The organism is Nitratireductor aestuarii (assembly GCF_014641695.1).
Lineage (GTDB): Bacteria > Pseudomonadota > Alphaproteobacteria > Rhizobiales > Rhizobiaceae > Chelativorans > Chelativorans aestuarii.
The window spans coordinates 54,516-79,949 of record NZ_BMIF01000008.1 but is presented as its reverse complement, the minus strand read 5'-3'; the positions used below and the strand labels follow the sequence as shown (position 1 = coordinate 79,949).

The window sequence follows — 25,434 nt, the reverse complement described above, 5'->3', positions numbered from 1 at the left end:
ATCGAACTGCGGCCTGACTGTAGAGTATTATCTGGTTCAGACTGGGAGACCTGAACTGCTTCAAAACAAATCGCATGTGCGGATACTGGTTGACCTGAACTAACGCTCGGAGGAGGAGCTTTCATGGTGACGAACCGTTGGTCTACTGCACTGGCGACAGCGCTTGGTACCTGCATGATGTTCTACGCATCGGCCGGTATGGCACAGGTCGCGAACGAAACAATCGCCTTTCTGATGCCCGATCAGGGCTCGACCCGGTACGAAGAGCACGACCATCCCGGCTTCCTGGCCGAGATGAAGAAGCTTTGCGAGAGCTGCAAGGTCATCTACCTGAACGCTGATGCGGACGCGACGAAGCAGCAGCAGCAGTTCAACTCCGTCATCGCACAGGGTGCGAAAGTCGTGGTGCTCGACGCGGTCGACACCTCAGCCGCCGCTTCGCTGGTCAAGCAGGCGCAGGGCCAGGGCATCAAGGTTATCGCCTACGACCGCCCGATCCCGGAAGCCGTGGCCGACTTCTACGTCTCCTTCGACAATGAGGCCATCGGCAAGTCGATCGCTGACTCGCTGATCGAGCACCTGAAAGCCTCTGGTGTGACGCCGGAAAAGGGCGGCCTCCTGCAGATCAACGGCTCGCCGACCGATGCGGCAGCAGGCCTGATCAAGAAGGGCATTCATTCCGGCATCGACAACAGCGGCTACGAGCTGCTTGCCGAATATGACACGCCGGATTGGGTTCCCGCCCGCGCTCAGCAATGGGCAAGCGGCCAAATCACCCGTTTTGGTGACAAGATCGTCGGCATCGTGGCCGCAAACGACGGCACCGGCGGCGGCGCCATTGCTGCTCTGAAGGCTGCGGGCGTGGATCCGCTCCCGCCCGTCACGGGCAATGACGCGACCATCGCCGCCCTCCAGCTGATCATCGCAGGCGACCAGTACAACACCATCAACAAGCCGAGCGAAATCGTGGCTGCGGAAGCTGCCCGCGTCGCCATCCAGCTTTTGAGCGGTGAAACGCCAAAGGCCGAGACGGAACTCTACAACACGCCGTCCAAGCTCTTTGTGCCGGCCGTCGTGACCCGCGAGAACATCAAGGCGGAAATGTTCGACACCAACATTGCCTCGGCAGAGACCATCTGCGTCGATCGTTACGCCGAGGGCTGCAAGGAGCTGGGCATCACCCAGTAAAATCAGGAAGTGACACCCCGGGGCAGCCCCTGCCCCGGGCTTCATTCTGAGGCCGGAATGGGCATGGAGCGTCCATCCGGCACGCCAAGGCGGGGACAGATAGCACATGCCAACACGACCGACAGGCACCCGAACCCCGGTTCTCAGCCTTCGGGGCATTTCGAAGAATTTCGGCGCGGTCTCCGCCCTGACCGACGTGGACATGGATGTGCACGCCGGAGAAGTGGTCGCCCTGGTGGGCGACAACGGCGCCGGCAAATCCACCCTGGTCAAGATCCTCGCGGGCGTTCACCAGCCCTCGTCCGGCACCGTCATCTTCAATGGCGAGCCCGTCACCATTTCCACGCCGAGCGTTGCGCTCAACCTCGGCATCGCGACGGTCTTTCAGGATCTTGCGCTTTGCGAGAACCTCGACGTGGTCGCCAACATCTTCCTCGGCCGCGAGCTGAGCCCCTTCCGGCTCGACGAAGTCTCGATGGAGATCAAGGCGTGGACGTTGCTGAACGAGCTTTCCGTCCGCATCCCGAGCGTCCGCGAGCCAATCGCATCGCTTTCCGGTGGCCAGCGCCAGACCGTCGCCATCGCCCGCTCGCTGTTGCTCGACCCGAAGCTCATTCTGCTCGATGAACCGACCGCCGCTCTTGGCGTAGCCCAGACGGCCGAGGTTCTGGACCTGATCGAACGCGTCCGCGACCGCGGCCTCGGCGTGGTCATGATCAGCCACAACATGGAAGACGTTCTGGCTGTTGCGGACCGCATCGTGGTGCTGCGCCTTGGCCGCAACAATGGCGTCTTCACGCCCGACACGTCGCACGAGGAGCTGGTGGCAGCCATCACTGGCGCGTCCAACAATGCGGTCGTGCGCAGAGCCGCCAGACGCCAGCAGACGGACGTGGGGCAGCATCATCCATGAGCAATCGGATTTCGACCAACGTGCCGCTCGACCAGCAGGATGTCCGCCTAAAGCATGAGCAGGGTCTGGCCGGAACCATCCGCGCCTTCTGGGTCCGCGTCCGCACCGGTGACCTCGGCTCGCTGCCCGTGGTCGTCGGCCTCGTCATCATCTGCTCTATCTTTCAATACCTGAACCCGGTCTTTCTCTCGAGCAACAACCTGGTCAACCTGCTGTTCGACTGCTCGACCGTCGGCATTATCGCGCTCGGCGTCGTCTGCGTGCTGATGGTGGGCGAGATCGACCTGTCCGTCGGCTCCGTCAGCGGCCTGGCTTCAACGATCACCGGCGTGCTCTGGGTCAGCAACGGCTGGCCAGTGGCAGCGGCAATCCTCGCCGCTCTCCTGACGGGGTCAGTGATCGGCCTGCTTTACGCGCTGCTCTACAACTATTTCAGCATGCCGAGCTTCGTCTCGAGCCTCGCCGGCCTGCTGGCCGCGCTTGGCATGCAGCTTTATCTCCTGGGCAATACCGGATCGATCAACCTGCCCTACGGATCGCCGCTGGTGAACTTTGGCCAGATGCTGCTGATCCCCGATCCCCTCTCCTACGCGCTCGTCTTGCTGGTGGGCGTCGGCATGTTCCTGACAGGGTATCGCTCGGCCCAACGAAGGCGAAATGCGGGGCTCTCCGCCCCCTCGCTCAGCAACCTCCTGCTGAAGGCGGCCATAACCATCATCGGCCTCGGCGCCATCGTCTTCTATCTCAACCAGGGCCGCGGCGTTCCGTGGATGTTCGCCCTCTTCGTGGCGCTCGTGGTGCTGATGAACTACGCGCTCACCCGCACCAGCTGGGGCCGCGCCATGCATGCTGTTGGCGGCAATCGGGAAGCTGCGCGACGCTCCGGCATCAACGTACGCTTCATCTACATCACGGCCTTCGTTGCCTGCAGCACACTAGCAGCTGCTGGCGGGATCCTGGCCGCCGCCCGCCTAGCCTCATCAAGCCAGCAGGCAGGCACCGGCGACGTCAACCTGAACGCCATCGCGGCAGCCGTCATCGGCGGCACAAGCCTTTTCGGCGGTCGCGGCAGCGCCTTCTCGGCACTGCTCGGCATCATCGTCATTCAGTCGATCGCAAGCGGCCTGACGCTCATCGATCTGTCATCATCGCTCCGCTACATGATCACCGGCGCAGTGCTTGCCATTGCCGTGATCGTCGACTCGCTCGCACGCCGCTCGCGCATGTCCCATGGCCGGGCGTAGAATTCCCACTCCTTCATGGTGAGCTTGTCGAACCACGAAGGAGTGGAAGCTGGTGGCAACTGCACCCTTGCCCTTCGACAAGCTCAGGATGAGGGCGTGGAACTCTATGATCCTCCTCCGACATTATAAGTTCTGGCTATAGACACTTGGCTTATGCCCTTCCCGCTGCCATGTTGAGCGGAGTACAGGAGGCCAGGAATGACAGACGGAAAGAATCAGCTGCGGCTTGCACTCAGAGGTTTTGGCGAGGCGGGCTCAGCCTTCGCGTCGGGGTGGAACCGGTCGATCCTCGCTTCGATCGCCGCCTATGATGAAAAGATCGCCATGGCTGAGGAGCGGCCGGCGCTGGAGGCCCGGCTTCAGGAGCATCAGGTAACCGGATGCGAGGATCCCGCGTCCGCCTACGCCGATGCTGATTTGATCTTCAGCCTTGTCTACGCCGATCGCGCACTCGATGCTGCGGCAGACACTGCCCGTCACATGAAGCTCGGAGCCCTCTATCTCGACGGCAACTCCTGTTCCCCGCAGACAAAGGTCCGCGCGGCCGAAGCGATCACTGCCGCTGGCGCACACTATATCGACATGGCCGTAATGGCCCCGGTGCATCCGCAGCGCGAGAAGACGCCGGTACTGCTTTCCGGCCCTGAGGCTGAACGCGCCTGCACATTGCTCCTTGAACTCGGCATGAAGCCCCGCGTCGTCGGCGACAAGGTAGGTGCCGCCTCGGCCATCAAGCTCACCCGTTCGATCATGATCAAGGGCATGGAAGCGCTTTTTGCCGAATGCTTCCTGACGGCCCGCCTGAATGGCGTCGAGGACGAGGTGCTTGCCTCCTTTGAGGCGAGTGACCCTGACATCAACTGGAAAAAGCGGCGCAACTACACGATGAACCGCATGACGGTGCATGGCCGCCGCCGCGCTGCCGAAATGCGCGAGGCGGCAAGCATGGTTGCCGAGCTTGGTCTTCCGAACCACATGGCCGACAGTACCGCAAAATGGCAGCAGATGCTGGGCGACCTGCCGTTAGAGACCGACGAAATCGATGATGTGCTGAAGGCATTGGGCAAGGCCTGAAGGCGCGCCCGATGCTGCCCACCGAACACAATCTCCGGCATTTGCGCGTGCTGACGAGCGTCGTCGAAACCGGCTCGGTGACGAAGACGGCCAGCGCCTGCAATATCTCGCAGCCAGCCGTTACCCAGGCACTCAGGAAGCTCGAGGATCAGTTCGGGGTGCAGCTCTTCGACCGCACCAACCAGGGCGTGTTTCCGAACGAACTGGCCCACCTGCTTGCCGGACGCGTGAAACGCGCGCTCGACATACTCGACACGGCCACCGCAACGCTTGCACCTCGCTTCAGGCTGACCGCCACCACCGCAAAGCTCCGCGCGCTGGTTGCCGTCGCCGAAAGTGAGAATTTCTCCATCGCCGCGCGCCGGCTTGGCATTGCCCAGCCGACAGTCCACCGCGCGGTAACGCAGCTTGAAAGCGAAATCGGGCGCGAGCTCTTCCGTCGCACGCAATATGGAAGCTCGCTGACGCGCGCCGGACAGCTATTGGCCAACGCCGCGCAGCTTGTTTTTGCAGAGCTGGCACAGGCGGAAATGGAGCTTTCCGAAGCCATCGGCCGCGGCCAGCTCAGCATCACGCTTGGCGGCATGCCGCTCTCGCGCTCCTATATCCTGCCGGCTGCCATCGCGAAATTCCATGAGCAGCACCCGCATGTCCGCATCCGCGTGCTCGAAGGCCCTTACGACACGCTGCTCGCAGGCCTCCGTCGTGGCGCTATCGACTTCCTGCTGGGAGCGCTGCGTGACCCGCCCCCCATAGACGACATTACGCAGGAATACCTCTTCGAAGATGAACTGGTCATAGTATCAGGCCCGGACCATCCGCTCGCATCGGCGGAGCATCCGAACCTTACTGCCACCCTCAAAGACTATCCGTGGATCCTGCCGCTGCCTGAAACGCCGGCCCGCCAGCATTTCGAAGCCTTCGCCGCGCGCGCCGGTGTACCTGCGCCCGATTGTCTGCTCGAAACGAGTTCGATGGTGCTGATGCGCGAAATGCTCCACGCCGGGCCCTATCTGGGCTGCATCTCCCGCCATCAGGTGCAGAGCGAATTGCAGAACAGGCTGATGAAGGCTCTTCCCTTCGCGCTTGAGGAAAGCCGTCGCCCCATTGGGATCACCACCCGGGCGCAATGGAAGCCAACGCGAACGCAGGCCGAGTTCCTGGCCCTCATCCGCGCGGACTTTGCCTGAGCAGTTCCAGGAAAAGTGGGTACCGGTTTTCCGTCCGGAACTGCGGAAACAAAAGCGAAGCGTAACGATCAGAACGCCACGCCGTCCATCAGCTTGCGGGCGGTGCGCAGAACGCCTGCGGTAAGCAGATTGCCCTCACCGTCGAGCTTTGCGATCACAGTGAACTCTCCGGTCGGATGCTCCACCGAGATGGATTTGTCCTGTCCCGAAGGAACCTTTGCATATCGCGCGGCTGGCCCATCCGGCAGCAGACAGGCGCTGGCGACTGAAACCGCGCCGAGCACACCAATCGCATCATGGCAGCGGTGCGGAATGAATGTCCGCGTCGAAATCGCGCCACCATTGCGCGGTGCGCTGACGAGCGTCATCTTCGGCACGGATTTGTCAGCAACATCACCAAGGTTCATGAGCGGTCCGGCCGCGAGCCGCACTTCCTCCAGCCGTGACTTGAGGGGCTGATCGGCTTCCAGCTCTTCAGGCGTTTCGGTGCCCGATATCTCGAAATCCGCGGCATCGAGGATCACGCAGGGCATGCCGTTGTCGATCATCGTCACCTGAACGCCGGCAACCGTGTCGACAGCATTGCCCGTAGGCAGCAGCGCACCACAGGTGGACCCCGCCGTATCCTTGAAGACGATCGGGATCGGCGCTGATGTGCCCGGAACACCGTCGATGCGGGCTTCACCGTCATAGCGAACCTTGCCACCCGGCGTCTCTACCGTAGCGATGGCGATCTGGCCCGTGTTTTCCATGAAGATGCGTACGTCCGTCGTGTCGCCCGTGGGCGCCACAAGCCCGCGTTCGATGGCAAATGGGCCGACGCCCGCAAGAATGTTCCCGCAGTTCTGGCCATCCGTGATGATCGGCCGATCCACGAACACCTGCAGGAACAGGTAGTCGACGTCGACGCCTTCGCGCTCGGACGGCTTCACCACGGCAACCTTGGAGGTGAGCGGGTTTGCCCCGCCCATTCCGTCTATCTGGCGCGGGTCCGGCGAGCCCATGATGCGCAGCAAGAGCGCGTCACGCTCGCCGATATCCTGCGGCAGGTCGGACGCGAGGAAATAGCCGCCCTTCGACGTGCCGCCACGCATCCACATGACCCGCGTTCCGTCAGACATAGCGCAGCCCCTTTTCCTTGAGCTTGTCGCGCATCTTGTAGAGGTCGAGGCCGAGTTCGCCAGCAGCAAGCCGCTTGCGCTTGGCTTCCTCGTTGGCGACGCGGTCCTGGGCGGCTTGCAGAACCTCGGCTGCCTCTTCCCGGCGCACCACGCATACGCCGTCGTCATCGGCAACGATCACGTCTCCGGGGTTGACCAGGGCTCCCGCGCAGACGATCGGCACATTGACGGATCCAAGCGTTTCCTTGACCGTGCCCTGCGCAAACACAGCCTTCGACCAGACGGGAAACTTCATCGCCGTGAGGTCCGCCACATCGCGCACGCCTGCATCGATGATGAGGCCACGGCATCCGCGCGCAAGCGCCGAGGTGGCCAGGAGGTCACCGAAATAGCCGGCATCAGAAGGCGAGGTTGGCGCAAGCACGAGGATGTCGCCATCCTTGATCTGCTCTATTGCCACATGCACCATCCAGTTATCCGCTGGCGGCGCCGAGATGGTCACGGCCGAAGCCGCTATGCGCGAGCCCGAATAGATCGGTCGCATGTAGGAGGCGAGCAGGCCCTTGCGGCCCTGCGCCTCATGAACGGTCGCCACCCCGCATTCCGCCAGCCCGGCGATGATCTCCGGATCGGCGCGCTCGATGTTCTGTACGACGACGCCCATTAGAGTTCATCCACGGTACGAGGATAGATCGACTGGAAGCCTTCGGCATACTTGGCCGGGCGCCCGCCCGACTGTCCGCCGGAGTTGCGCATGAAATGGTTGGCGCGATTTTCGGCGACGTTCTTGTAATAGTGCCAGAGGTGCTCCTGCCCCTCCATGCACTGGATCGCGGCCCACTTCTTCTCCCAGACAGGGGTAATGTCGAGGAAGACATCCGGCTTCCAGTTCATCTGTTCGGTCTGGTGCGGCTCGAACAGGTAGACCTGCGGCGCGCCGAGGATCTTCTGGCCCGGATTGTGGCCCCAGGCCTGCGCGATCGCACGGCATTCCAGCGTCCACTGCTGCACATACATGTGGTCGGTGTTGTAGGGGTCGTATTGCGAATGCGACATGATGAAGGACGGCTGCACCGCGCGCATCACGTCGACCAGCCGGAACTTGGCATCGCGGTCCATCTCGAGCGGATAGTCACCGAGATCGAAGAACTGGATATCGTGCACGTCGAGCGCCTTGGCGGCGTTTTCCGCCTCGCGGCGCCGCTCAGCCTTCACCGTGTCGAGGGTCATGCCCTCGGACTTCCACAGCTTGGCGCTTTCCCCGCGCTCGCCATAGGACAGGCAAACGACGGTTACATCGTATCCCTTGGAAGCGTGGAGCGCGATTGCGCCACCGCAGCGCCAGACAAAATCCGCCGAATGCGCGCTGATGATCAAAGCTGTCTTGTTTGCCATGTGTCTCCTGCCCTGGACCTGCGATGGCGGCACACGATTGCGCCGAGCCCATCATACCTGTTCTGAGCCACACTCTCCCATGGCCGCCGACGATTGCAAAATTCGAACTATTCGCCAGACCATAAGCTGAGGCTATGACGTTTCCTGCATTCGCGACCTAAATTCATTTAGGTTGAATAACTTAGCTGCCTGAAGATGCAGAGCTGTGCATTCCGCCCTCAGATCAGGCCGTACTGCTTCGCCTTGTTGCGCAGGAAGGGCAGCCCGTTGCCCATCACCTCCTCCTCGCTCCTTGCCACTGGCCGCCACACTGCCAACCCATAGGCAACCTCCGGCGGCATGTTGATGAAACTCTCCATGGCGAGCCCGCCCTTGAAGCCGATCGCGGCAAGTGCCGCATAGATCGCATCCCAGGGCACGTTGCCATATCCGGGCGTGCCGCGGTCGCTCTCAGACAGATGGATGTACTTCAGGTGATCGCGGGCATCGAGAATGCCGTTTGCAGAGCCCTTCTCCTCGATGTTCATATGATAGGTATCGAGGTGCACGAAGACGTTCTCCGCGCCGATCCGTTCCACCATCGCAACCGCCTGCTGAGCTGTGTTGATGAGGTGGTTCTCGTAACGGTTCACGGCCTCGATACCGAGCTCGATCCCGACCGACTTGGCGTGCCGGGCCGCTTCCGACAAAGCGCGCGTGACATTGTCATATTCCTGTTGCGTGGGCGGAACACCGGTCCGTTCGCCGATGCCGCCAAAGATGACGCCGCTGAGCGCCTTCGCCCCGATCTCGGCAGTCTTGTCGATCGCAACCTTGAGATAATCGACGGCGGCGTGTGGGTTCTTCGACGGCCAGGCTGTCTCCGGCAGTCCGAGCGAACACACGGCAGGCAACCCGTGTTTCTCAAGCAATGCGCGGCTGTGCGGCGCGTCGACGGCAGGGGCGTTCAGAAGCGCGATCTCGATGAAATCCATCTTGTATTGAACCGCTGCGGCAATCGCCCGCTCAGCCCCCGTCCGATCCCAGCTCATGGTCCACATGCTCGTGTGAACGCCAAATCCACGCATCTCCGTCCCCTCTGCGCGACAATCTCCGTCCGGCAGCGATGCGGCAAAGCCGTCTCCTGCGCAGAGCGTTCTGACTGTCTTTCAAGACGGAAGCACTCCTACGGGCACGGTTACCACTGCACAGGCGTTCCTCCTCGATAGCACCAGACAGGACCCGCCTCCCTTGGGTCCGCAGGGTGCACAATCGATGGTGCAAGTGTCATGCACGCCTTTCTGGCGGTCAAGCGGAAAGATGTGTTGGCTTGTCGGCGCCAAGCTCCTCCTACTCGGCGGCGGCACTCCAGCGTGCCTCGGAACCACGGACCGGCATGCGTCCAATCGAGGTATAGAAGAGGCCCGCCTCAGCCACCTGCTTCGGCGCAAAGACATTCCGCAGGTCCACGACCACCGGCTGGCGCAGGGACTTCCGGATTCGTAACAAGTCCAATCCGGCGAACTCGGGCCAATCCGTCAGGATGACAAGCGCATCAGCATCCTGAACACACCCGTAGGCCGTCTCCGCTAGGGTGACTTCGCCGGCGAGATCCCCAAGCCGGGGCATCGCCGCAGGATCAAATGCCCTGATCCTCGCTCCTTCGGCGACCAGCAGATGCACGATGGCGACAGCTGGCGATTCACGCAGGTCGTCCGTCCCGGGCTTGAAGGTAAGCCCCAGAACTGCCAGCATCTTACCGTCTACCGTTCCGCCACAGGCATCCGCGATCTTGCGGACCATGTCGTGCCTGCGAGCATTGTTTACGGTGGCCGCAGCTTCCACAATCCGTAAATGCCGACCGTGGGCCTCAGCCGTAACAAGAAGCGCCTGTGTATCCTTGGGAAAGCAGGAGCCGCCATAGCCGGGCCCAGGCTTCAGAAAAGCACTGCCTATGCGGTGATCAAGCCCGATGCCCAGCGCAACATCCTCGACATCGGCTTCGATGCTCTCGCAGAGGTCGGCCATCTCGTTGATGAAACTGATCTTGGCGACGAGATAAGCGTTCGCGGCATATTTGATGAGTTCGGCGGTTCTCCGTCCCGTACAGACGATCGGAACGTCCTGCCCCACCATTGTCCGGTAGAGTTTGACGACAACGTCTCTCGCGGCTGCCTCTTCTGCCCCGATGACAATGCGATCCGGCTGCATGAAGTCCGCGATTGCAGCACCTTCGCGGAGAAATTCGGGATTAGAAACGACGGCACAGTCGAGCTCCGACCGTAGCAGCCGGATCTTTCGCGCGATCTCGTCACCTGTCCCCACCGGGACTGTGGACTTGATGACAATGACCGCATGATCTCCCATACACGCAGCCACATCCGCCACTGCATTCAACACATATGTCAGATCGGTCCGCCCGTCTTGTCCGGCCATGGGCGTCCCAACAGTAACAAACACCACCTCCGCGTCACCGATGCCGGCAGCATATTCTGTTGAGAAATCAAGCCTGCCCTCCTCCACAGACCGTACGATCATGCGATCGAGCCCGGGCTCGTAGATGGGCAATTTGCCCTGATGAAGCAGCGCTATCTTCGCCGCGTCCATGTCTATGCAAACCACCTGGTGGCCGCTCGCTGCGAAACAGGCTCCTGTCACGAGCCCCACATAGCCACATCCGACGACGGCGATCCTCATGGCACACGGTCGCATGACGCCTGGCAGAACCGCAACCGGGACGGGTTCCGCCTCGATGCCTTATACCTGCTACGCATAAAGGCGCTCCTCCACACACCGCCGAAGATACGCGGAATAGTCGTTGTCCCCTAGCCAGTTCGCCCGCGACAGCACATCGTCGGCAGACAGATAACCCAGATCGAAGGCGATCTCTTCCGGACACATGATCTTGCTGCCCTGTCGCGCTTCTATGGTGCGCACGAAAGACGAGGCATCGTGCAGACTCTCGGGCGTTCCGGTATCGAGCCAGGCAAATCCGCGCCCGAGCCGGCAGACATTCAGCTGCCCTCGCTCCAGATACGCCCGGTTTACATCAGTTATTTCAAGCTCCCCTCTGGCGGACGGTGTAATACGCGATGCGATTTCCACAACTTCATTGTCGTAGAAGTAAAGTCCGGTGACAGCCCACCCCCTGCTCGTTTTCTTCGGCTTTTCTTCGATCTGCGTCGGCTTTCCTGACATCGCGTCAAACTCTACAACCCCATAGCGGCTTGGATCCTCGACACGATAGGCGAACACGGTCGCTCCCACCTCATTGCGCACCGCTTTTCGGCAAAGTGCGGCGAGCCCCGCGCCATAGAAAATATTGTCGCCGAGGATCATCGCCACACTGTCGTTGCGGATAAAATCGCGCCCGATCAGAAATGCTTCAGCCAGCCCGCGCGGCTCCTGCTGGACAAGGAAAGACAGTGATATTCCATAAGCCGATCCATCCCCCAGCAACATCCTGAAATGAGGAAGATCTCTCGGCGTGGAGATGATCAGTATTTCACGGATCCCCGCAAGCAGAAGAACGCCCAGAGGGTAGTAAATCATTGGCTTGTCATAAACAGGCATCATCTGTTTTGACATTGAAATGGTCAGCGGAAACAGGCGCGTCCCAATTCCACCGGCTAGGATAATTCCCTTCATGGCTGACACTGTCAGATACCGGTCCTGCTTATCCAGAACCAGCAGCTGTCCCAACTAGCGTTGCAGCGAAGCACGTGAAGCGGCTTCCAGATCCATGATCACCGCTTATAAATATCTTAGGTTGTATTTTTCCAAAGTCAACTATACTTTAAAGAGCATAACCTGGGGAGGCATGTAGTGACACTGCATTTCGCCGGCGAACAAAGCTCGTCCCTTCGCAGCAGTGATCTGAAGGTGGGGCTGTTTACGATCGTAAAGAACGAAGCGCCCTATATTGAAGAATGGATCGCTCATCATCGGGCCTCCGGGTGCACCCACATTTTCGTGGCCGACAATGGAAGCGATGACGGATGCCGGGAGCGCCTTCAAGCGCTTCAAGAAAGCAAGCTCTGCCGCTTTATCGATTTCCCTTCGCCATCTGACCGCCCGCCCCAGCTACCTGCCTATGAAGAACTGGTTGCCCGTTTTGCTGAGCAGGTCGACTGGATGGCCTTTGTCGACGCGGACGAATTCATCATCACGGACGAAGCATCCGGACGCATTCAGGATTTTGTCTCCGCGTTCCACTCGAGGCCGGAAGTTGGCGCGATCGCGCTGAATTGGGCCTGCTACGGCTCATCCGGCAAGCTCGCGTACGAAGAGGGCTTCGTCGTCGAACGCTTTGAACGGCGGGCGGAGCAAAATGCCTTCATCAATCACCACTACAAGTCGATTGTCAGGAGCGCAGCCTTCGCCGGCACCGGCGGAAATCCCCATCACTTCAGGCTGAAGGATGGATTTTCCTATGTGACTGCGGATGGTGAACCACTGAGACTTATGGCCCAGCGAGGCGCGGGACTGAGCGCGAGCGTGGTCTGGACCAATGCACGCATCAACCACTATGTCGTGAAATCGCGCCAGGAATTTTTCGAGAAGAAAGCAGCGCGAGGACGCGCAGCACTTCCCGGTCCGAAGCGGGGCGAGCCCTTCTTCATCGGCCACGACCGAAATGACGTCCACGAACCGTTTCCAGATCATCTCCTGCAACGGCTTCAGCGCGTACATTCGCAAGTGCTGCATGGATCAGCCGATCCCCGCTACTCAGCCTCCTATGGTGAAGCCGAAAAACCAATGATCCAGAGCGGACTGGGCGAGGCTCCCCAACGGCGATTTTACCGTTCGGTCGTCGATACCGTTGAACGTGTCGGGACGGATCTATGCATCAAGGGCTGGGCCATTTCCTCCGAAAACCTTCCTGTTGCAGATCTGGAACTCCGAGTAGGTGAGCGGTCGGTAGCGACTGAGATTATCCGCATGTCCCGCAGCGATGTGTTGCGTTCTCATCCCGAAGCTTCAGGCGACGTCGGTTTCCTGATCAAGGCATCACTGCTTGATCCCGATGTCGTAACGTCGCTTCCAGTGGAGCTCTGGTCGGACGGCGCCCTACTGGGCCGTGTGCCGATACCGGATGAGCTGCAATGGTCTGCGGATACGCTACCGAAGCTGCGGCGTCCGGCAATGCCTGCACCGTGCGTCGAACGGTTGAAGGATGCACTGGCGGATACCACGCTCTACCTGGAATATGGATCGGGCGGATCCACCACATTGGCCGCGAGCAATCCGCGTCTGTCCATCATCAGCGTTGACAGTGACTGGAAACTTCTTCGCTGCGTGAAGCTGTTGCTGGCCGAAAAAGGCGCGCTTGAACGAACCATTCTCAAATTTGTTGATCTCGGACCGGTCGGCGAAAATGGGTATCCCGTCGGAAATGCAGATTTCGGTTATTGGCATCACTATGCCATGGGGCCATGGATATTTTGCGAGGAGAAGAACCTCGCTCCAGACCTTATTCTCATCGATGGCCGGTTCCGACGTGCCTGTACTCTCGCAAGTCTTATCTTTGCTGCGCCTGGTACCCGCCTTCTGTTCGACGATTACTTGGACCGTGATCACTACCACAGCATCGAAAGACATGTCTCACCGGTAAATTGCCTGGACCGAATGGCCGAGTTCGTCCGACCTTCTGCGCTCGATGAAACGGCGCTGTGGATCGATCTCATGGAGGCGGTCTGCGATCCGCGCTGAACTGCAATCTTTACAAGATTATCTTGATCATTTATACAACCATTAGTTTAAATCTCGGACAATTCCTATGAACATCCATCGGAAAGTCGAGCAGCGATCGCTGGCTCGCCAGTTCCTGCCGCGCAGCTTTGCGCAAACAAGGCGAGAGCTTAACCTGCAGGGTTGGGAGCAGCATCACGCTGATCTCATCGTATCACGAGCGGGGCTCCTGAGGTTTTTGCAGGCGACACTTGAGAACGTCTATGTTGATGAGAGCTGGTATCTCGCGACCTACCCGGACGTGAAATCTGCGATTGAGGCGGGCGCCTTTTCCGATGCACGCGAACACTATTGCGCCTTTGGATATTTTGAAGGGCGCTTGCCCTCGGCTCCTCTTATCGATCCCGCGCAGTATCTCGAAAAGAACCCGGATCTCAAGCAACCACTAGGCGAGCGGGGCAAAGATGCGATTCTGGACCATTTCCTTCGCCACGGCTATCAGGAAGGGCGCGACTACTGATCGCGCTCATGAGCGCAAACTGTCTGTCGGCTTTTCGGCTGGCGACAACTCGATCATCGCGAAGAATGACGTAGCCCGTTCAGCTAGTGGTTTTGTCGCGCTTGGGCACGATCCATGGTTCCTGCTTAAACCCAAACACTGTCTGCGTCGGGGCTGGTATCGCCTGGACCTCAAGGCATTCCTGCCCGATGGCTACCAGCCGCGTGTCTATTTCAACTTCGGGCATGGCTTTCAGGAACGCTTTGGCTGTCCGCTCTATGTGGATGGAGATCGGTACTCGGCAATCGTACGCGCCTATAAGCCCACGCTTTCAGTGCGCCTGGATCCGGTCGACCGTGCAGTCGATTTCGACTTGAAGAGTTTTACCATAACCCCTGCGAACCCGATCCTGCTTGCAAAACTGCGCCTGCTGCAGATGCTGGGGATCGTGTGGAATCTGGCCAAGGCGCCACTCGGCTGGCGAATGCATTTCGCTGATCTGCGGCGCGACTACCTCAGCACCCGGGGGTTCGTGACGCTTCCGGTCAGATACCAGGCGCGCAGTTCGCAAGACGCTTACCTCAGATGGATCAGGGCCAGGGACTATAGTCCCGAACGCGGACGGGCCAAACTTGAAGCTGAGATCCAGAAGCTGGCCGCACCACCGCTCATCAGCGTCCTGATGCCGGTCTATAATCCCGAAATAGACCACCTGAACAAGGCGATCGACTCCGTCTCCCGACAGATCTATCCGAACTGGGAGCTCTGTATTGCCGATGACGGTTCTACCGATCCTGCAATCCGAAGAACGATCCTGAGTTGGGTCCAAAGGGACCGCCGCATCAAGGTCATTTTCCGCGGCAAGAATGGCCATATCTCCGAGGCGACGAATTCCGCCTTCGCGCTGGCCAAGGGCGAGTGGGTCGCGCTGCTTGATCATGACGATCTGCTGCGGGAACATGCTTTGGCGGAAGTTGCGCTCACCCTGAGCCGGGATCCCACTATAGAGCTCGTCTACAGCGACGAAGACAAGATTGACAGCCGAGGCCGGCGGGCAGACCCACATTTCAAGCCCGATTTCTCCATCGATCTCCTTCGCTCGATGAACTATTTAAATCACTTGACCGTGCACCGCTCGGAAAACATTCGCATGGTCGGAGGTTGGCGGCGCGGCTTCGAGGGAAGCCAGGATTATGATCTGAACCTGCGGATCATCGAGCGTATCCCCGCCTCATCGATCAGCCACATCCCCAAGATCCTCTATCACTGGAGAACGAGCGCGGGGTCCACAGCTTCCGACACGTCCGAAAAATCCTACGCTTATCAAAATGGGTTGAAAGCGCTGGCGGAGCACATCGAACGCTGCCAACTGCCCGCACAAGCCGAACCGCTTGAAAGCACGCCGTATTTTCGAATTCGCTACCACGTACCCGAGCCTGCCCCGCTTGTCAGCCTGATCATCCCGACACGGGATGGGGTCCATCTGCTGGAGACATCTATCGGCTCTGTCCTCCAAAAGACGACCTACAAGAACTACGAAATAATTATCGTCGACAATGGCTCTTCAAAACCAGAGACGCATCGCTTCTTCAAAAACATCGCTTCCGATCACCCTAATATCCGTATCATACGCTACGACCGCGAGTTCAATTACTCTGCCATCAACAACTTTGCCGTCCAGCATGCCCGGGGCACAGTGCTTGGCCTCTTGAACAACGACATAGAAGTCATCTCGCCGGACTGGCTCACCGCAATGGTAGCCCGCGCTTTGATGCCCGAGGTGGGATGTGTCGGCGCTAAGCTCTACTATCCTGACGGCACCATCCAGCATGGAGGCGTAATTCTGGGCCTCGGCAGCGTTGCCGGCCATGCACATAAGCACTTTCCGCGCAATGCCGCCGGCTATTTCGCGCGGCTATTGTTGCAGCAAAATCTGTCGGCGGTGACGGCTGCCTGCCTCGTCGTACGCAAGGATGTGTACCTTGAGGTGGGCGGCCTTGAGGAGCAAAACCTTCCCGTTGCCTTTAACGACGTGGACTTCTGCCTGCGCGTAAGAGAGGCAGGCTATCTCAACGTCTTCACGCCCTTTGCCGAACTCTACCACCACGAATCCGTCTCACGTGGAGACGACAGCACCCCCGAAAAGATGGAGCGCTCCATTCGGGAAATTGCTTTCATGCGGGCGCGATGGGGCCGACGGCTTGATGCCGACCCCTATTACTCACCCAATCTGACGCTTCAACGGGAGGATTTCTCATACGCCGAGTAGGCTCAACTGCAGCTCCGGAAATACAAGGATCTAGTCCTCATCCCTCAGCCGTTGCAGCTCGCGTCGCTGCCAGGCGGCCTCCATGGCAAGCGCTTCCTCATACCGGATGCCGAACCGGCTGCCTGCCGCGCGATATGGCCGCGAGACATACTCGCCCTGCTCCTCCTCGCTCGCTGTGATCTCCGGCTCCTCATCCCACTCGTCGTAGCAGAGCAGACCGAGGCGGAAGGCGTCCAGACCATGCGCTGCAAAGCAGTCGCGCACCCGTTGAGCGACAATGCCCACATGCCAGCGCGCCTCCTCGCCCTTCTGCTGGACCGCATCACGGTACCGGAACCGCGACCACTCCACGTCTCCCCAGGCATCGAGCCAGACGTCCGGCACGCCTTCGATCTCCTGCTTGTCATTCTCATCCGAGGTGTTGATCGTCGCCGAAGCGGCATAGACCTGTGACCAGCGCCGCGATGCGGCTCCAAGCGACTGCGCATCGTCATCCCCAGGCGTCACCTGGCCAGTACCCTCCACGATGAGGCGGTAAGTAAACGGGCCGGACACCTGCGTTCCATAGTCGCCGATCATGAAGCGACCGGCGCCGGACGAATGCGATTCTACGCCGAACATGAATCCTTTCCAGGGAGTGGTGTAATCGCCGGTCGGGAACCTGTGCATCTGCACGAGCACCGTGTTCGCGTCCCGATCCAGCCGGATCCCAGCCGAACTGCCGCGCACATGCAGCGTTCGGGCCGGGTTGAGACTGCCGATGCCGACCGCCCCCGTCGATCGATTTACCTGCACCGCCTCGTTCCAGGTGACCCCGTCAGGCGACACCTTGACGTGAAAATTGTCGTCGCCAGTGAGCCCGAATTCCGCACGTCCACTCCAGTTCGTCTGAAAGAGAATGCTGCCGGTATCGGCGGTCGCGTTCTTGTTTATCTTTAGCTGGTGCCCCGCGCCTGCATGTGTAAACAAGCTTGCAATTGATGCCACCGCCAGCTTGTTCGTGCTATCGTAGGACGTGTTGACGCCTAGCCCTTCGACGAGCTGTAAATCCTCGGGCATAAGCTCCACTGGAACGTCCTGCCAGCCAGAGCCATCATGAACGAGCATCCGTTCTTCCTCTGCCACATAAGCGACCCAGCCTGACTTTGGCTCGAAAAACGCCCAGGCGCCGTCCTGGAAGGCAGCGAGCTGATTATCCTTTCCGGCCCATGCGCCGGTGGATGGACTGCCGGCAATATAGCGGTCACCATCCTCCGGGTCCGAGGGCGGCGCTGTAAGATCCCGCGCGATTACGCCAACGTGCAACAACGCATCGATGGCGCGAATGGCCTCGTTGTGCGTCACGTGTTTTTGCGCCTGGGACGGCATTATGTAAGGGAGGCTCAGGTTCGGTGTTTCTTCGCTCATTCAGACGCTCTCTCGGTTGAAGCGCCTTCATTCTGATGATGACCCCCACGGCAGGGGATTGAAAATTGTTGGAGCGAACGAAGCGCAAATCGTCTAGCCCGTTTAACCCTTTGATTTCTTCGGCATCCTCGGCATTGGCAGCGTGGCCGCGTGGTCTGCCAAGAAAATATAGTGTCCCGCAGCAAGCGCCACGACAAATCTACTTTTCATCCCAAAGTTGTACGTGTAGATTGTTCTTTGGGGGTATGCTGATCATGGGGATGAGATGGCATCGCGGGGGAAGTGTAGAACTTCCTACGACGACGATATATTTCACTGAAGCAATGGCGAGCGAGATCGGACCTTCCGGCAGCGCGAGCCATCCGATTTGGCGTTTGTCGCCGAACGCATTTCTGATCCGGGAGACGGACGATCCGCAGCTTTTCATCATCCGTCATTTGGATGAACCTGCGGCTGCCGTCCTGCGGCAACTCCGGTCAATGCGCGTGCACTACCTGCTGGATGACGACATCTGGGCGGGCATGTGCGACACAAACCTGCCGCTGGCCTACCGGAAACGGCTTTTCAGCCTTGCCCGTAGCATAAGACCAGTCCTCAAACGTGCGGAGCACATTTACGTCACGTCAGAGGCGCTGCAGGCCCGTTTTGGGCAGCGCGGCAGGATCGTGAGCCCCTGCCTGGTTCAGCCGGTCAAGCATCTTGAGCACCACGCTTCCGGCCGGCTCAGGATCGTATTTCCTGGGACACGTGCGCGCCTTCAGGATCTTGCAAGTATCGCTGCGCCGCTTGCACGTTTCCTGCGTGAACATCCGGATTGCGAACTGCATACCTTCCTTGGCGACTATGCTCCGGGCGAACTGCGGCTCGCGAATATTGTGCACCACAAGCCGCAGAGCTGGTCCGCATACACCAATACGTTGCAACGGGAGCAGTTTCACATAGGCATTGTTCCGGCACTGCCGACGCGTTTCAATGCCGCCCGATCGCACAACAAGATACTGGAGCTTGCCAGCTACGGCGCCGCCCCCGTTTACGGTAGCGGCCTGCCGTTCCGCCACATGGCAGCCGAGGCCGGGGCGGCAATCCTCTGCAACAATAGCGTTGGCTGGTACGACCTTCTTTCAAGTCTGAACCAGGATCGGCATCTGGTCCAACGCGTTGCAGCCAACAACAGCAGGCTTGCGCTAAGGCTTGGCCTACCCGAAGCCTTGAGGCGTTTCTGGCAGAACGAGTTCGGTATCCTGCCCGCGACCGAAAAGGTGGCGGCATGATCGGCGTTACCTCTTTCAAGCTCGCGCGTCTGCCCCATCTGCATGCTTTCCTGGACGCCTCCGCCTGCAGGCTGGTCACCCCCTGGACCTTGAGGAAAACCAGTCAGATCGTCGGCTGGGGCCTGAAGCCGTCCGGGCTTAGAGCCGTCTGGCTGTCAGGCATGTGCAATAGCCCACATCTCCTGTTGGAGGACGGGTTCCTCCGTTCGCTTCATCCCGATGATCCGCCCCTCTCCATCACCGTGGAGCGGATTACGACCCACCACGACCTCACCCGTTTGGGGCATCTGGACCAGCTCCTGCAGCGTCCTCTCACAGCAACACAGCGCACTCGCGCCCGAAACCTGATCGAAGCCTGGAAGGCTGCGGGTGTGTCGAAATACAACCACCTGCCCGAATATGACGGGCCCTTGCCGGAGCGCTACGTTCTGGTGGTTGATCAGTTGCGGGGCGATGACTCGGTTCAACTCGGCAAGGCGGACGAGACCTCGTTCCGCGCGATGCTGGGAGCGGCACTCGAAGAAAACCCGTCGGCCACGGTCGTGGTGAAAGCCCATCCTCTCGCTGCGGGTCGCCGGAAAGGATACCTGAACGCCGCCGACTACGCCGACAATCCGCGTATTCTGTTTATCACGAAACCTTGCTCACCAGTGAAACTGATGGGCGGCGCTAGCGCCGTTTACACCGTCACATCACAGCTGGGTTTCGAGTCGCTCATCCATGGTAAACCTGTAAGAACCTTTGGCATGCCCTTCTACGGCGGGCGTGGCCTGACGGAAGACACGTTGCCCGCGCCGTACTGGCGCCAGCCGATTGATCTCGAAACACTCGTCCACGCCTGCCTTGTTGAACTGGCGCGCTACGTCGATCCTGAGACTGGCGAGCGCTGCGAGGTTGAGACCGTTCTGGAATATCTCGCCTTTCAGCGGCGTATGCGCAGACGCTTTCCTGAAACCGTGTACGCCGTCGGTTTCCCATTCTGGAAGCGACATTGGACGAAGCGCTTCCTTGCCGGATCCAGCATCCGCTTCGTGCGATCCGCCGGCGACTGTCCACCCGGATCCACCATCGCCATCTGGGGCAGTCAGCCCGTCGAACCTCCGCCCGGCTCGCAAATAATCCGGATCGAGGACGGTTTTCTGCGATCGGTGGGGCTTGGCGCCGATCTGAAGCCACCGCTGTCATGGTGCGTCGATGACATGGGGATGCACTACGATCCTCGGAACCCGTCCCGTCTGGAGCATCTGCTGGCGACGACCGAATTTGACGAGGCGCTTGTAAAACGCGCACGCGTGCTTCGCGAGCGGATCGTGAGTGCGGGCATCTCCAAGTACAATCTTGCCGGTAACCAGTGGCTGAGACCGCCGACCTCCAGGACGGCAATCCTTGTCCCTGGTCAGGTGGAGGACGATGCATCCGTACTCATGGGAGCATCGACCATCCGCACCAATCTTGAGCTTGTCAGGGCTGTACGGGCTGCCAATCCCGATACCTGGATCATCTACAAGCCTCACCCCGATGTAGCTGCCGGCCTGCGTTGCGGGGGAGAGGTGGAGGGTGAAATTGCCAAATATTGTGATGACGTGATGCCCGACATTTCCATCACCGCTCTGCTTCAGGAAGTGGACGAGGTACACACACTCACCTCGCTCACGGGCTTTGAAGCCTTGCTCCGTGGCAAGCGCGTCACCTGTTATGGACAACCGTTTTACGCCGGTTGGGGACTGACAACCGACGTGAGCCCCCTGCCGCGCCGCAAACGCAGGCTGGAGCTGGATGAACTGGTTGCGGCGGCACTCATACTCTACCCAACCTACGTCAGCGCGAGGACGAACCGCTACACGACACCGGAACGAACCGTCGAGGAAATCGTCGCCCAATCGCAGAGCCGGCGCGGCTTAGGGCTGCACCACCTCACACGTCCGTTCCTTCGCCTGCAACTCCACCGTCGTTTTCGCCGCCAGCCTCCGCAGATGGCTGAGGAAACATCATGAGCATTGCGACCGGGGAAGAGGCCAAGCCCAAACTCGTGCCCTTGCCCGGGACGGTGGGTGGTGTGCTTCTCACCGGTCGGACCCCTGCTTCCAGGCTGCGCCCCCGCCACCGTATTCTGTTTGCAAGCTTCGTGATCTGTGTCCTGCTGCCCGCATTTCTGAGCGCCGTCTACTACGTCGCTTTCGCCTCCGATCGCTATGTCGCCGGTGCAGGCTTCGCGATCCGCAGCACTGAAGCAACTGGCACTGATATGATTGGCGCCATCACCGGGCTGAGTACGGCGCATTCCACCACGTCCGACGCATATATCCTGCTAAAATATCTGGGCAGCCGGGATATCGTTGAGCGCCTGTCGCAGGATTTCCCGTTGCAGGAACACTATTCCAGCGAGGAGGCGGATTGGCTGATGAGGCTCGACGAGGGCAGCTCCATCGAAAATCTGGTCAACTATTGGAACCGCCGCATCCACGCGAACTACAACAGCGCATCGGGCATCGTCACCTTCGAGGTCGAGGCCTTCGATCCGGTAGCCGCCGAGCGTTTGGCATCGCTCGTCCTCGCCTATTGCCGCGACATGGTCAATCACCTGTCCGGAGAAGCGAGGCGTGACGCAGTCGCGTTTTCTGCGGCTGAAGTCGAGCGCGCAGAAGGCCGGCTGAAGACAGTGCTGGAGGCAATCCGCCAGTTCCGCGAGACGGAGCAATCGCTGGACCCTGCAGGGTCGGCGCGCATCCGGCTTGAGCTCGTTGGCGGGCTGGAACGGCAACTGGCTGATCTCAGGGCGCGCATATCCGCCCTCCAGGCGAGCCTCGACAAGGACGCGCCGTCGCTGCGCAGCCTCACCCGCCAGGCAGAGGCGCTGGAACAGCAGATTGCTCGCGAGCGAGCCGGGATGACCGCGCACACTGCGGATGCGGCGGGGTCGGCAACGCTGAGCAACCAGCTTGCTGTCTACGAGACGCTGGAGGTGGAGCGCAGCTTCGCACAGCAATACTATGCCTCGGCTCTTTCCTCGCTTGAGACCGCGCGCATCAACGCGGACCGCCACCAGCGCTACCTCGCGGTCTATTCCGCGCCTGTTGTTCCTGAGCAGGCTGCCTATCCGCGGCGGGTGCTCAACATTCTGCTGCTGGCAGCGGGGCTCACGCTCGTCTGGGCCATTGGGGCACTGATCGGCTATGCGGTCCGCGACCATCTCAGATAGCTGGCGGGCGCTCGCGGCACTGCAGATGCGGGTGGCCGCGAGCCTGATCCTGCGCGAAACCCGCGCGACTTTCGGCACGTCACACCTCGGCTATCTCTGGGCCATCATCACGCCGGTTGCGAGCATTGTGCTTCTGACCGTCATCTTTACCTACGCCGCGCGCCATCCGCCTTTTGGCACCAGCCTCGCACTCTTCTTCGCGACCGGCATCATCATGTTGCAGCTGGTGCTGCGGCTGGCGGAATCCCTGATGACAGCGGTCGAGGCAAACCGCGCGCTGCTTGCCTATCCGCCGATCAAGCGAACCGACGTGCTCTTCGCCCGCGCGATCCTGATCGTTCTCACCTACCTTGTCATTGCCGGCGTCATCTATGGCGGGCTAATCGCTCTCGGCATGGCCACCCCGCCCGCACATCTTGAAGACGTGCTGTTCGCCTTCGTTGCCGCCAGCCTGCTTGGCACCGGGATGGGGCTCATCAACGCGATGCTTCTGAACCGCTGGGACAGCTGGCGGCGGATTGCACCGATCCTCACCAAGCCGCTTTTCTTCATCTCCGGCGTATTCTTCGTTCCGGACTACCTGCCGCCCCAGATCATCGAATGGCTGCAGTGGAACCCGGTGCTCCACGCGATCGAATGGACCCGGGAGGGATACTACCCCGGCTATGAGAGCCAGGTTCTGGACAAGACCTTTCTGCTCCTCACCAGCCTCATCCTTGTGTTCATCGGACTGGCCGCAGAACGCCTGACGCGGAGGAACGGCGGTTTATGATCGAGCTTCACGCAGTCTCGAAAGCATACTTCGCAAAGGGTATCCGCAAGCAGGTCTTTGACGGCCTCACCTTCACCTTTCCGGCAAACCGCAATGTGGCCCTCCTCGGACCCAATGGAGCGGGAAAGTCCACCCTCCTGCGGCTCATCTCCGGTGCCGAAAGTCCAGACACTGGCCGGATCGTCCGTCGGGCGAGCCTTTCGTGGCCCTTGGGCTTTTCCGGCGGGTTCAACGGTTCGATGACCGGCATCGAGAACATCCGCTTCGTCGCACGCACCTATGGAGCCGACAGCGATGAGGTCGTGGACCACGTCGCGGAATTCTCCGAGCTGGGGACCTCCTTGCGTCTGCCGGTCAAGACCTACTCTACCGGCATGCGCTCGCGCCTTGCCTTCAGCATGAGCCTCGCCATCAACTTCGACTATTACCTGATCGACGAGATTCTAGGCGTAGGCGATGCCAGCTTCCGCAAGAAATCCAACGTCGCGCTGCGTGAAAAGCTCCCGCACTCGCGGCTGATCATGGCCTCGCACTCGATGAGCCATGTGCGCGAGCTTTGCGATTGCGGACTGCTGCTTTCCCCCGACGGCATCTGGTTCTTCGATAATGTGGAAGACCTGATTAATGCTTACGCAAGGCTTCACTGATCTAAGGCGGTTCCAGGAAAAGTGGAAACCGGTTTTCCGTCCGGAACCGCGAGAGAACATAGACTTGGAGCAGTTCAGAGTTTCTGTGAAAGTCTGAACTGGTCTAAGCCTCAGTCTCCCAGAGCCGCGACGGTGCGAGCCGATCCGAGCATCGGTGACACGATGGACGACAGGAACTTGCCCAACTCAGCCGTTGGATGATTGGCCACATAGACCACGTCCTTGTCCTTCATCATGAACTTCTGGGCGAGGAACATCGCGTCGGGACGGCTGAAGTCGAGCCTATAGACGACGGGCGTCACATCCTCTCCTGTGCGTCCCGCGTGTCTTCGATGCTTTCCGTAGTGATCGGCAAGAGCAAGTGCCTCGAAGCGGAAGAGGAAGATGCCGCCGGCGTCCGCGCGATCATCCCTCAGCCCCTTCACCTGTGCCAGGGCTTCCGCAAGACTGAGTTTTTCCGCATGGAACGGATGGAGTCCTGTCTGCTGGACCGCTCCAAAGGCCGAGAAGGCTCTCGGCTGGTGCTGCACGATCACGGTATCGTTTGGTGCGAGCCAGATGTTGTCCCCGGAGAGGCTCGCCACCTGGTCGAGCCTGATCGTGCCGCGGTTTCGTCCCCGCGCTACGGTGACCACGGTCTCGAAGACTGGAGCCTTTGTCCCGCCCGCACGTGCGATGGCTTCCGTCAGCCGCAGTCCGTTGAGCGGCACCGCATATTGCCCCGGCTGCGCGAGATCGCCCAGCATCACCACCTTGTTGGACGCGTTTTCTTCCAGCAACACCTGCACTTGCGGTTCAACCGCCTTGCCGCGCAGGGCCTCCTCGATCGCTCTTCGCAGAGCCTCCACATGGTGGCCGCCTGCCTGCACACGTCCCGCGTACGGAATGTAGATCTTGCCCTCCTCGTCCACCGTGGCGGTCAGGCTCGTCTGCTTCTTCTCGGAAGTGGCGAAGACACCATCGACGCTGGGCTCCCAGATGTTGACGGTCAGCCTGTCGCCGACACCGACGGTCATCGCCCGTGATCCACCAAAGGCATCGCGAAATTCCGTCTGGAAGCCAAGCGGTTGATAATGGTTACTGAGGCTGACCGACAGTGGGTCGAGCGGCACCAGCACATAAGGCAAAGGTGCGGACGAGACATTCTCCTCGGCAGCCAGGCGGCTGATCTCAAGCGCCTGTGGCCCCGGTCCGGGCATTCCGGAACAGGCCGCGAGAAAGAGCAACACTAAAAGGCCGACTGATCTTGCGAGCCAGCCGATCAGCATGGCACGCACTCAGCCCTGTGGCCCGCTGCACTCCCCCAATAGCCCCAACCAGCGCCCGCAACAGAGCGGACCCTTTCAAACGCGCAGGCACCCAGAAGTGATGCGACGGCGAGCACCATCCACTCCTCCCCCCAATAGGAGCAAAGCCATGACGAAGTGAAATCGTGTCGAGAGCTGACGTGAGGAGCGCAGCGCCGCTTCACGCGGCAAGATCAATGCAAGAAACCGCTGAGATTTCTGCTACGCCTGAACACAACCCGACAAACATGCAGCCACAATCAAACGGCTGCATCATCCACGTTATGCA

Annotated in this window: 21 protein-coding genes; 13 read left to right on the top strand and 8 right to left on the bottom strand. The window is 60.1% G+C overall.

The annotated features are described in order from the left end of the window. Nucleotides 1-174 precede the first annotated feature (174 nt). The 5 genes from IEX27_RS13600 to IEX27_RS13580 all read left to right on the top strand — a co-directional run bounded on the left by IEX27_RS13600 (nt 175) and on the right by IEX27_RS13580 (nt 5,609). Nucleotides 175-1,188 (top strand): ABC transporter substrate-binding protein, encoded by a 1,014-nt coding sequence (locus tag IEX27_RS13600; RefSeq protein WP_188721748.1) that lies wholly within the window; start codon nt 175-177, stop codon nt 1,186-1,188. Between the two features lie 106 nt (nt 1,189-1,294). Beyond that, on the top strand, nt 1,295-2,101 hold the full coding sequence (locus IEX27_RS13595) for an ATP-binding cassette domain-containing protein (RefSeq protein WP_188721617.1): 807 nt from the start codon (nt 1,295-1,297) through the stop codon (nt 2,099-2,101). Continuing rightward, entirely contained in the window at nt 2,098-3,345 is a 1,248-nt protein-coding gene (locus IEX27_RS13590; RefSeq protein ID WP_188721616.1) for a sugar ABC transporter permease, read from the top strand. Before IEX27_RS13595 ends, IEX27_RS13590 begins: the two co-directional genes overlap by 4 nt. A gap of 198 nt (nt 3,346-3,543) precedes the next feature. Next, the gene (locus tag IEX27_RS13585) at nt 3,544-4,419 is read left to right on the top strand and encodes a DUF1932 domain-containing protein (protein ID WP_188721615.1); all 876 of its coding nucleotides are present in this window, start codon (nt 3,544-3,546) and stop codon (nt 4,417-4,419) included. An 11-nt stretch (nt 4,420-4,430) separates the two neighbouring features. Continuing rightward, nucleotides 4,431-5,609, top strand: coding sequence for a LysR family transcriptional regulator (locus IEX27_RS13580; protein WP_188721614.1), 1,179 nt, complete (start codon nt 4,431-4,433; stop codon nt 5,607-5,609). 68 nt (nt 5,610-5,677) lie between these two features. Here the strand turns inward: IEX27_RS13580 and IEX27_RS13575 are convergent, their stop codons facing one another. The 6 genes from IEX27_RS13575 to rfbA all read right to left on the bottom strand — a co-directional run bounded on the left by IEX27_RS13575 (nt 5,678) and on the right by rfbA (nt 11,752). Continuing rightward, nucleotides 5,678-6,730: a 4-oxalomesaconate tautomerase gene (locus IEX27_RS13575; protein ID WP_188721613.1), complete on the bottom strand. Its 1,053-nt coding sequence runs from the start codon at nt 6,728-6,730 to the stop codon at nt 5,678-5,680. Further along, nucleotides 6,723-7,394, bottom strand: a complete 672-nt coding sequence (locus IEX27_RS13570) for a 4-carboxy-4-hydroxy-2-oxoadipate aldolase/oxaloacetate decarboxylase (RefSeq protein WP_188721612.1) — start codon at nt 7,392-7,394, stop codon at nt 6,723-6,725. The genes IEX27_RS13575 and IEX27_RS13570 overlap by 8 nt, the downstream gene beginning before the upstream one ends. After that, the gene (locus IEX27_RS13565; protein ID WP_188721611.1) at nt 7,394-8,125 is read right to left on the bottom strand and encodes a PIG-L deacetylase family protein; all 732 of its coding nucleotides are present in this window, start codon (nt 8,123-8,125) and stop codon (nt 7,394-7,396) included. Before IEX27_RS13565 ends, IEX27_RS13570 begins: the two co-directional genes overlap by 1 nt. Nucleotides 8,126-8,343: 218 nt before the next feature. Then, nucleotides 8,344-9,192, bottom strand: a complete 849-nt coding sequence (locus tag IEX27_RS13560; RefSeq protein WP_188721610.1) for a sugar phosphate isomerase/epimerase family protein — start codon at nt 9,190-9,192, stop codon at nt 8,344-8,346. A gap of 262 nt (nt 9,193-9,454) precedes the next feature. Next, nucleotides 9,455-10,801: a UDP-glucose dehydrogenase family protein gene (locus IEX27_RS13555; protein WP_188721609.1), complete on the bottom strand. Its 1,347-nt coding sequence runs from the start codon at nt 10,799-10,801 to the stop codon at nt 9,455-9,457. 69 nt (nt 10,802-10,870) lie between these two features. Beyond that, a complete protein-coding gene (gene rfbA, locus IEX27_RS13550) occupies nt 10,871-11,752 on the bottom strand; it encodes a glucose-1-phosphate thymidylyltransferase RfbA (protein WP_188721747.1) in 882 nt (293 codons plus the stop codon). Between the two features lie 177 nt (nt 11,753-11,929). On the opposite strand from rfbA, the gene IEX27_RS13545 reads away from it, so the two are divergent. From IEX27_RS13545 to IEX27_RS13535, 3 genes are all read left to right on the top strand, one after another. Beyond that, nucleotides 11,930-13,816, top strand: a complete 1,887-nt coding sequence (locus tag IEX27_RS13545; protein ID WP_188721608.1) for a glycosyltransferase family 2 protein — start codon at nt 11,930-11,932, stop codon at nt 13,814-13,816. A gap of 67 nt (nt 13,817-13,883) precedes the next feature. Next, nucleotides 13,884-14,315 carry a hypothetical protein gene (locus IEX27_RS13540; protein WP_188721607.1) on the top strand — a complete coding sequence of 144 codons (432 nt, stop codon included), beginning with the start codon at nt 13,884-13,886 and terminating at the stop codon, nt 14,313-14,315. A gap of 313 nt (nt 14,316-14,628) precedes the next feature. Continuing rightward, nucleotides 14,629-16,563 carry a glycosyltransferase family 2 protein gene (locus IEX27_RS13535; RefSeq protein WP_188721606.1) on the top strand — a complete coding sequence of 645 codons (1,935 nt, stop codon included), beginning with the start codon at nt 14,629-14,631 and terminating at the stop codon, nt 16,561-16,563. A gap of 30 nt (nt 16,564-16,593) precedes the next feature. Here the strand turns inward: IEX27_RS13535 and IEX27_RS13530 are convergent, their stop codons facing one another. After that, complete coding sequence (locus tag IEX27_RS13530) at nt 16,594-17,970, bottom strand: DUF2793 domain-containing protein (RefSeq protein ID WP_188721605.1); 1,377 nt, start codon at nt 17,968-17,970, stop codon at nt 16,594-16,596. Between the two features lie 323 nt (nt 17,971-18,293). Here IEX27_RS13530 and IEX27_RS13525 point away from each other — a divergent pair, with 323 nt between their 5' ends. From IEX27_RS13525 to IEX27_RS13505, 5 genes are read left to right on the top strand one after another with little or no spacing between them, the layout of a single operon-like run. After that, nucleotides 18,294-19,241, top strand: a complete 948-nt coding sequence (locus tag IEX27_RS13525) for a glycosyltransferase family protein (protein ID WP_188721604.1) — start codon at nt 18,294-18,296, stop codon at nt 19,239-19,241. Beyond that, complete coding sequence (locus tag IEX27_RS13520) at nt 19,238-21,235, top strand: capsule polysaccharide biogenesis protein (RefSeq protein WP_188721603.1); 1,998 nt, start codon at nt 19,238-19,240, stop codon at nt 21,233-21,235. Before IEX27_RS13525 ends, IEX27_RS13520 begins: the two co-directional genes overlap by 4 nt. Further along, entirely contained in the window at nt 21,232-22,440 is a 1,209-nt protein-coding gene (locus tag IEX27_RS13515) for a KpsE/RkpR family capsule polysaccharide export protein (RefSeq protein WP_188721602.1), read from the top strand. Before IEX27_RS13520 ends, IEX27_RS13515 begins: the two co-directional genes overlap by 4 nt. Then, the gene (locus IEX27_RS13510; protein ID WP_188721601.1) at nt 22,415-23,212 is read left to right on the top strand and encodes an ABC transporter permease; all 798 of its coding nucleotides are present in this window, start codon (nt 22,415-22,417) and stop codon (nt 23,210-23,212) included. The genes IEX27_RS13515 and IEX27_RS13510 overlap by 26 nt, the downstream gene beginning before the upstream one ends. Next, entirely contained in the window at nt 23,209-23,859 is a 651-nt protein-coding gene (locus IEX27_RS13505; RefSeq protein WP_188721600.1) for an ABC transporter ATP-binding protein, read from the top strand. The genes IEX27_RS13510 and IEX27_RS13505 overlap by 4 nt, the downstream gene beginning before the upstream one ends. A 110-nt stretch (nt 23,860-23,969) precedes the next feature. Here the strand turns inward: IEX27_RS13505 and IEX27_RS13500 are convergent, their stop codons facing one another. Then, the gene (locus tag IEX27_RS13500; RefSeq protein WP_188721599.1) at nt 23,970-25,127 is read right to left on the bottom strand and encodes a polysaccharide biosynthesis/export family protein; all 1,158 of its coding nucleotides are present in this window, start codon (nt 25,125-25,127) and stop codon (nt 23,970-23,972) included. Nucleotides 25,128-25,434: the final 307 nt, after the last annotated feature.

What these genes read in the sequence shown, in the direction of transcription:
- IEX27_RS13600 (WP_188721748.1), top strand. Translation starts at nt 175, where the DNA reads ATGATGTTCTACGCATCGGCCGGTATGGCACAGGTCGCGAACGAAACA.
- IEX27_RS13595 (WP_188721617.1), top strand. Translation starts at nt 1,295, where the DNA reads ATGCCAACACGACCGACAGGCACCCGAACCCCGGTTCTCAGCCTTCGG.
- IEX27_RS13590 (WP_188721616.1), top strand. Translation starts at nt 2,098, where the DNA reads ATGAGCAATCGGATTTCGACCAACGTGCCGCTCGACCAGCAGGATGTC.
- IEX27_RS13585 (WP_188721615.1), top strand. Translation starts at nt 3,544, where the DNA reads ATGACAGACGGAAAGAATCAGCTGCGGCTTGCACTCAGAGGTTTTGGC.
- IEX27_RS13580 (WP_188721614.1), top strand. Translation starts at nt 4,431, where the DNA reads ATGCTGCCCACCGAACACAATCTCCGGCATTTGCGCGTGCTGACGAGC.
- IEX27_RS13575 (WP_188721613.1), bottom strand. Translation starts at nt 6,730, where the DNA reads ATGTCTGACGGAACGCGGGTCATGTGGATGCGTGGCGGCACGTCGAAG.
- IEX27_RS13570 (WP_188721612.1), bottom strand. Translation starts at nt 7,394, where the DNA reads ATGGGCGTCGTCGTACAGAACATCGAGCGCGCCGATCCGGAGATCATC.
- IEX27_RS13565 (WP_188721611.1), bottom strand. Translation starts at nt 8,125, where the DNA reads ATGGCAAACAAGACAGCTTTGATCATCAGCGCGCATTCGGCGGATTTT.
- IEX27_RS13560 (WP_188721610.1), bottom strand. Translation starts at nt 9,192, where the DNA reads ATGCGTGGATTTGGCGTTCACACGAGCATGTGGACCATGAGCTGGGAT.
- IEX27_RS13555 (WP_188721609.1), bottom strand. Translation starts at nt 10,801, where the DNA reads ATGAGGATCGCCGTCGTCGGATGTGGCTATGTGGGGCTCGTGACAGGA.
- rfbA (WP_188721747.1), bottom strand. Translation starts at nt 11,752, where the DNA reads ATGAAGGGAATTATCCTAGCCGGTGGAATTGGGACGCGCCTGTTTCCG.
- IEX27_RS13540 (WP_188721607.1), top strand. Translation starts at nt 13,884, where the DNA reads ATGAACATCCATCGGAAAGTCGAGCAGCGATCGCTGGCTCGCCAGTTC.
- IEX27_RS13530 (WP_188721605.1), bottom strand. Translation starts at nt 17,970, where the DNA reads ATGAGCGAAGAAACACCGAACCTGAGCCTCCCTTACATAATGCCGTCC.
- IEX27_RS13525 (WP_188721604.1), top strand. Translation starts at nt 18,294, where the DNA reads ATGGCGAGCGAGATCGGACCTTCCGGCAGCGCGAGCCATCCGATTTGG.
- IEX27_RS13520 (WP_188721603.1), top strand. Translation starts at nt 19,238, where the DNA reads ATGATCGGCGTTACCTCTTTCAAGCTCGCGCGTCTGCCCCATCTGCAT.
- IEX27_RS13515 (WP_188721602.1), top strand. Translation starts at nt 21,232, where the DNA reads ATGAGCATTGCGACCGGGGAAGAGGCCAAGCCCAAACTCGTGCCCTTG.
- IEX27_RS13510 (WP_188721601.1), top strand. Translation starts at nt 22,415, where the DNA reads ATGCGGTCCGCGACCATCTCAGATAGCTGGCGGGCGCTCGCGGCACTG.
- IEX27_RS13505 (WP_188721600.1), top strand. Translation starts at nt 23,209, where the DNA reads ATGATCGAGCTTCACGCAGTCTCGAAAGCATACTTCGCAAAGGGTATC.
- IEX27_RS13500 (WP_188721599.1), bottom strand. Translation starts at nt 25,127, where the DNA reads ATGCTGATCGGCTGGCTCGCAAGATCAGTCGGCCTTTTAGTGTTGCTC.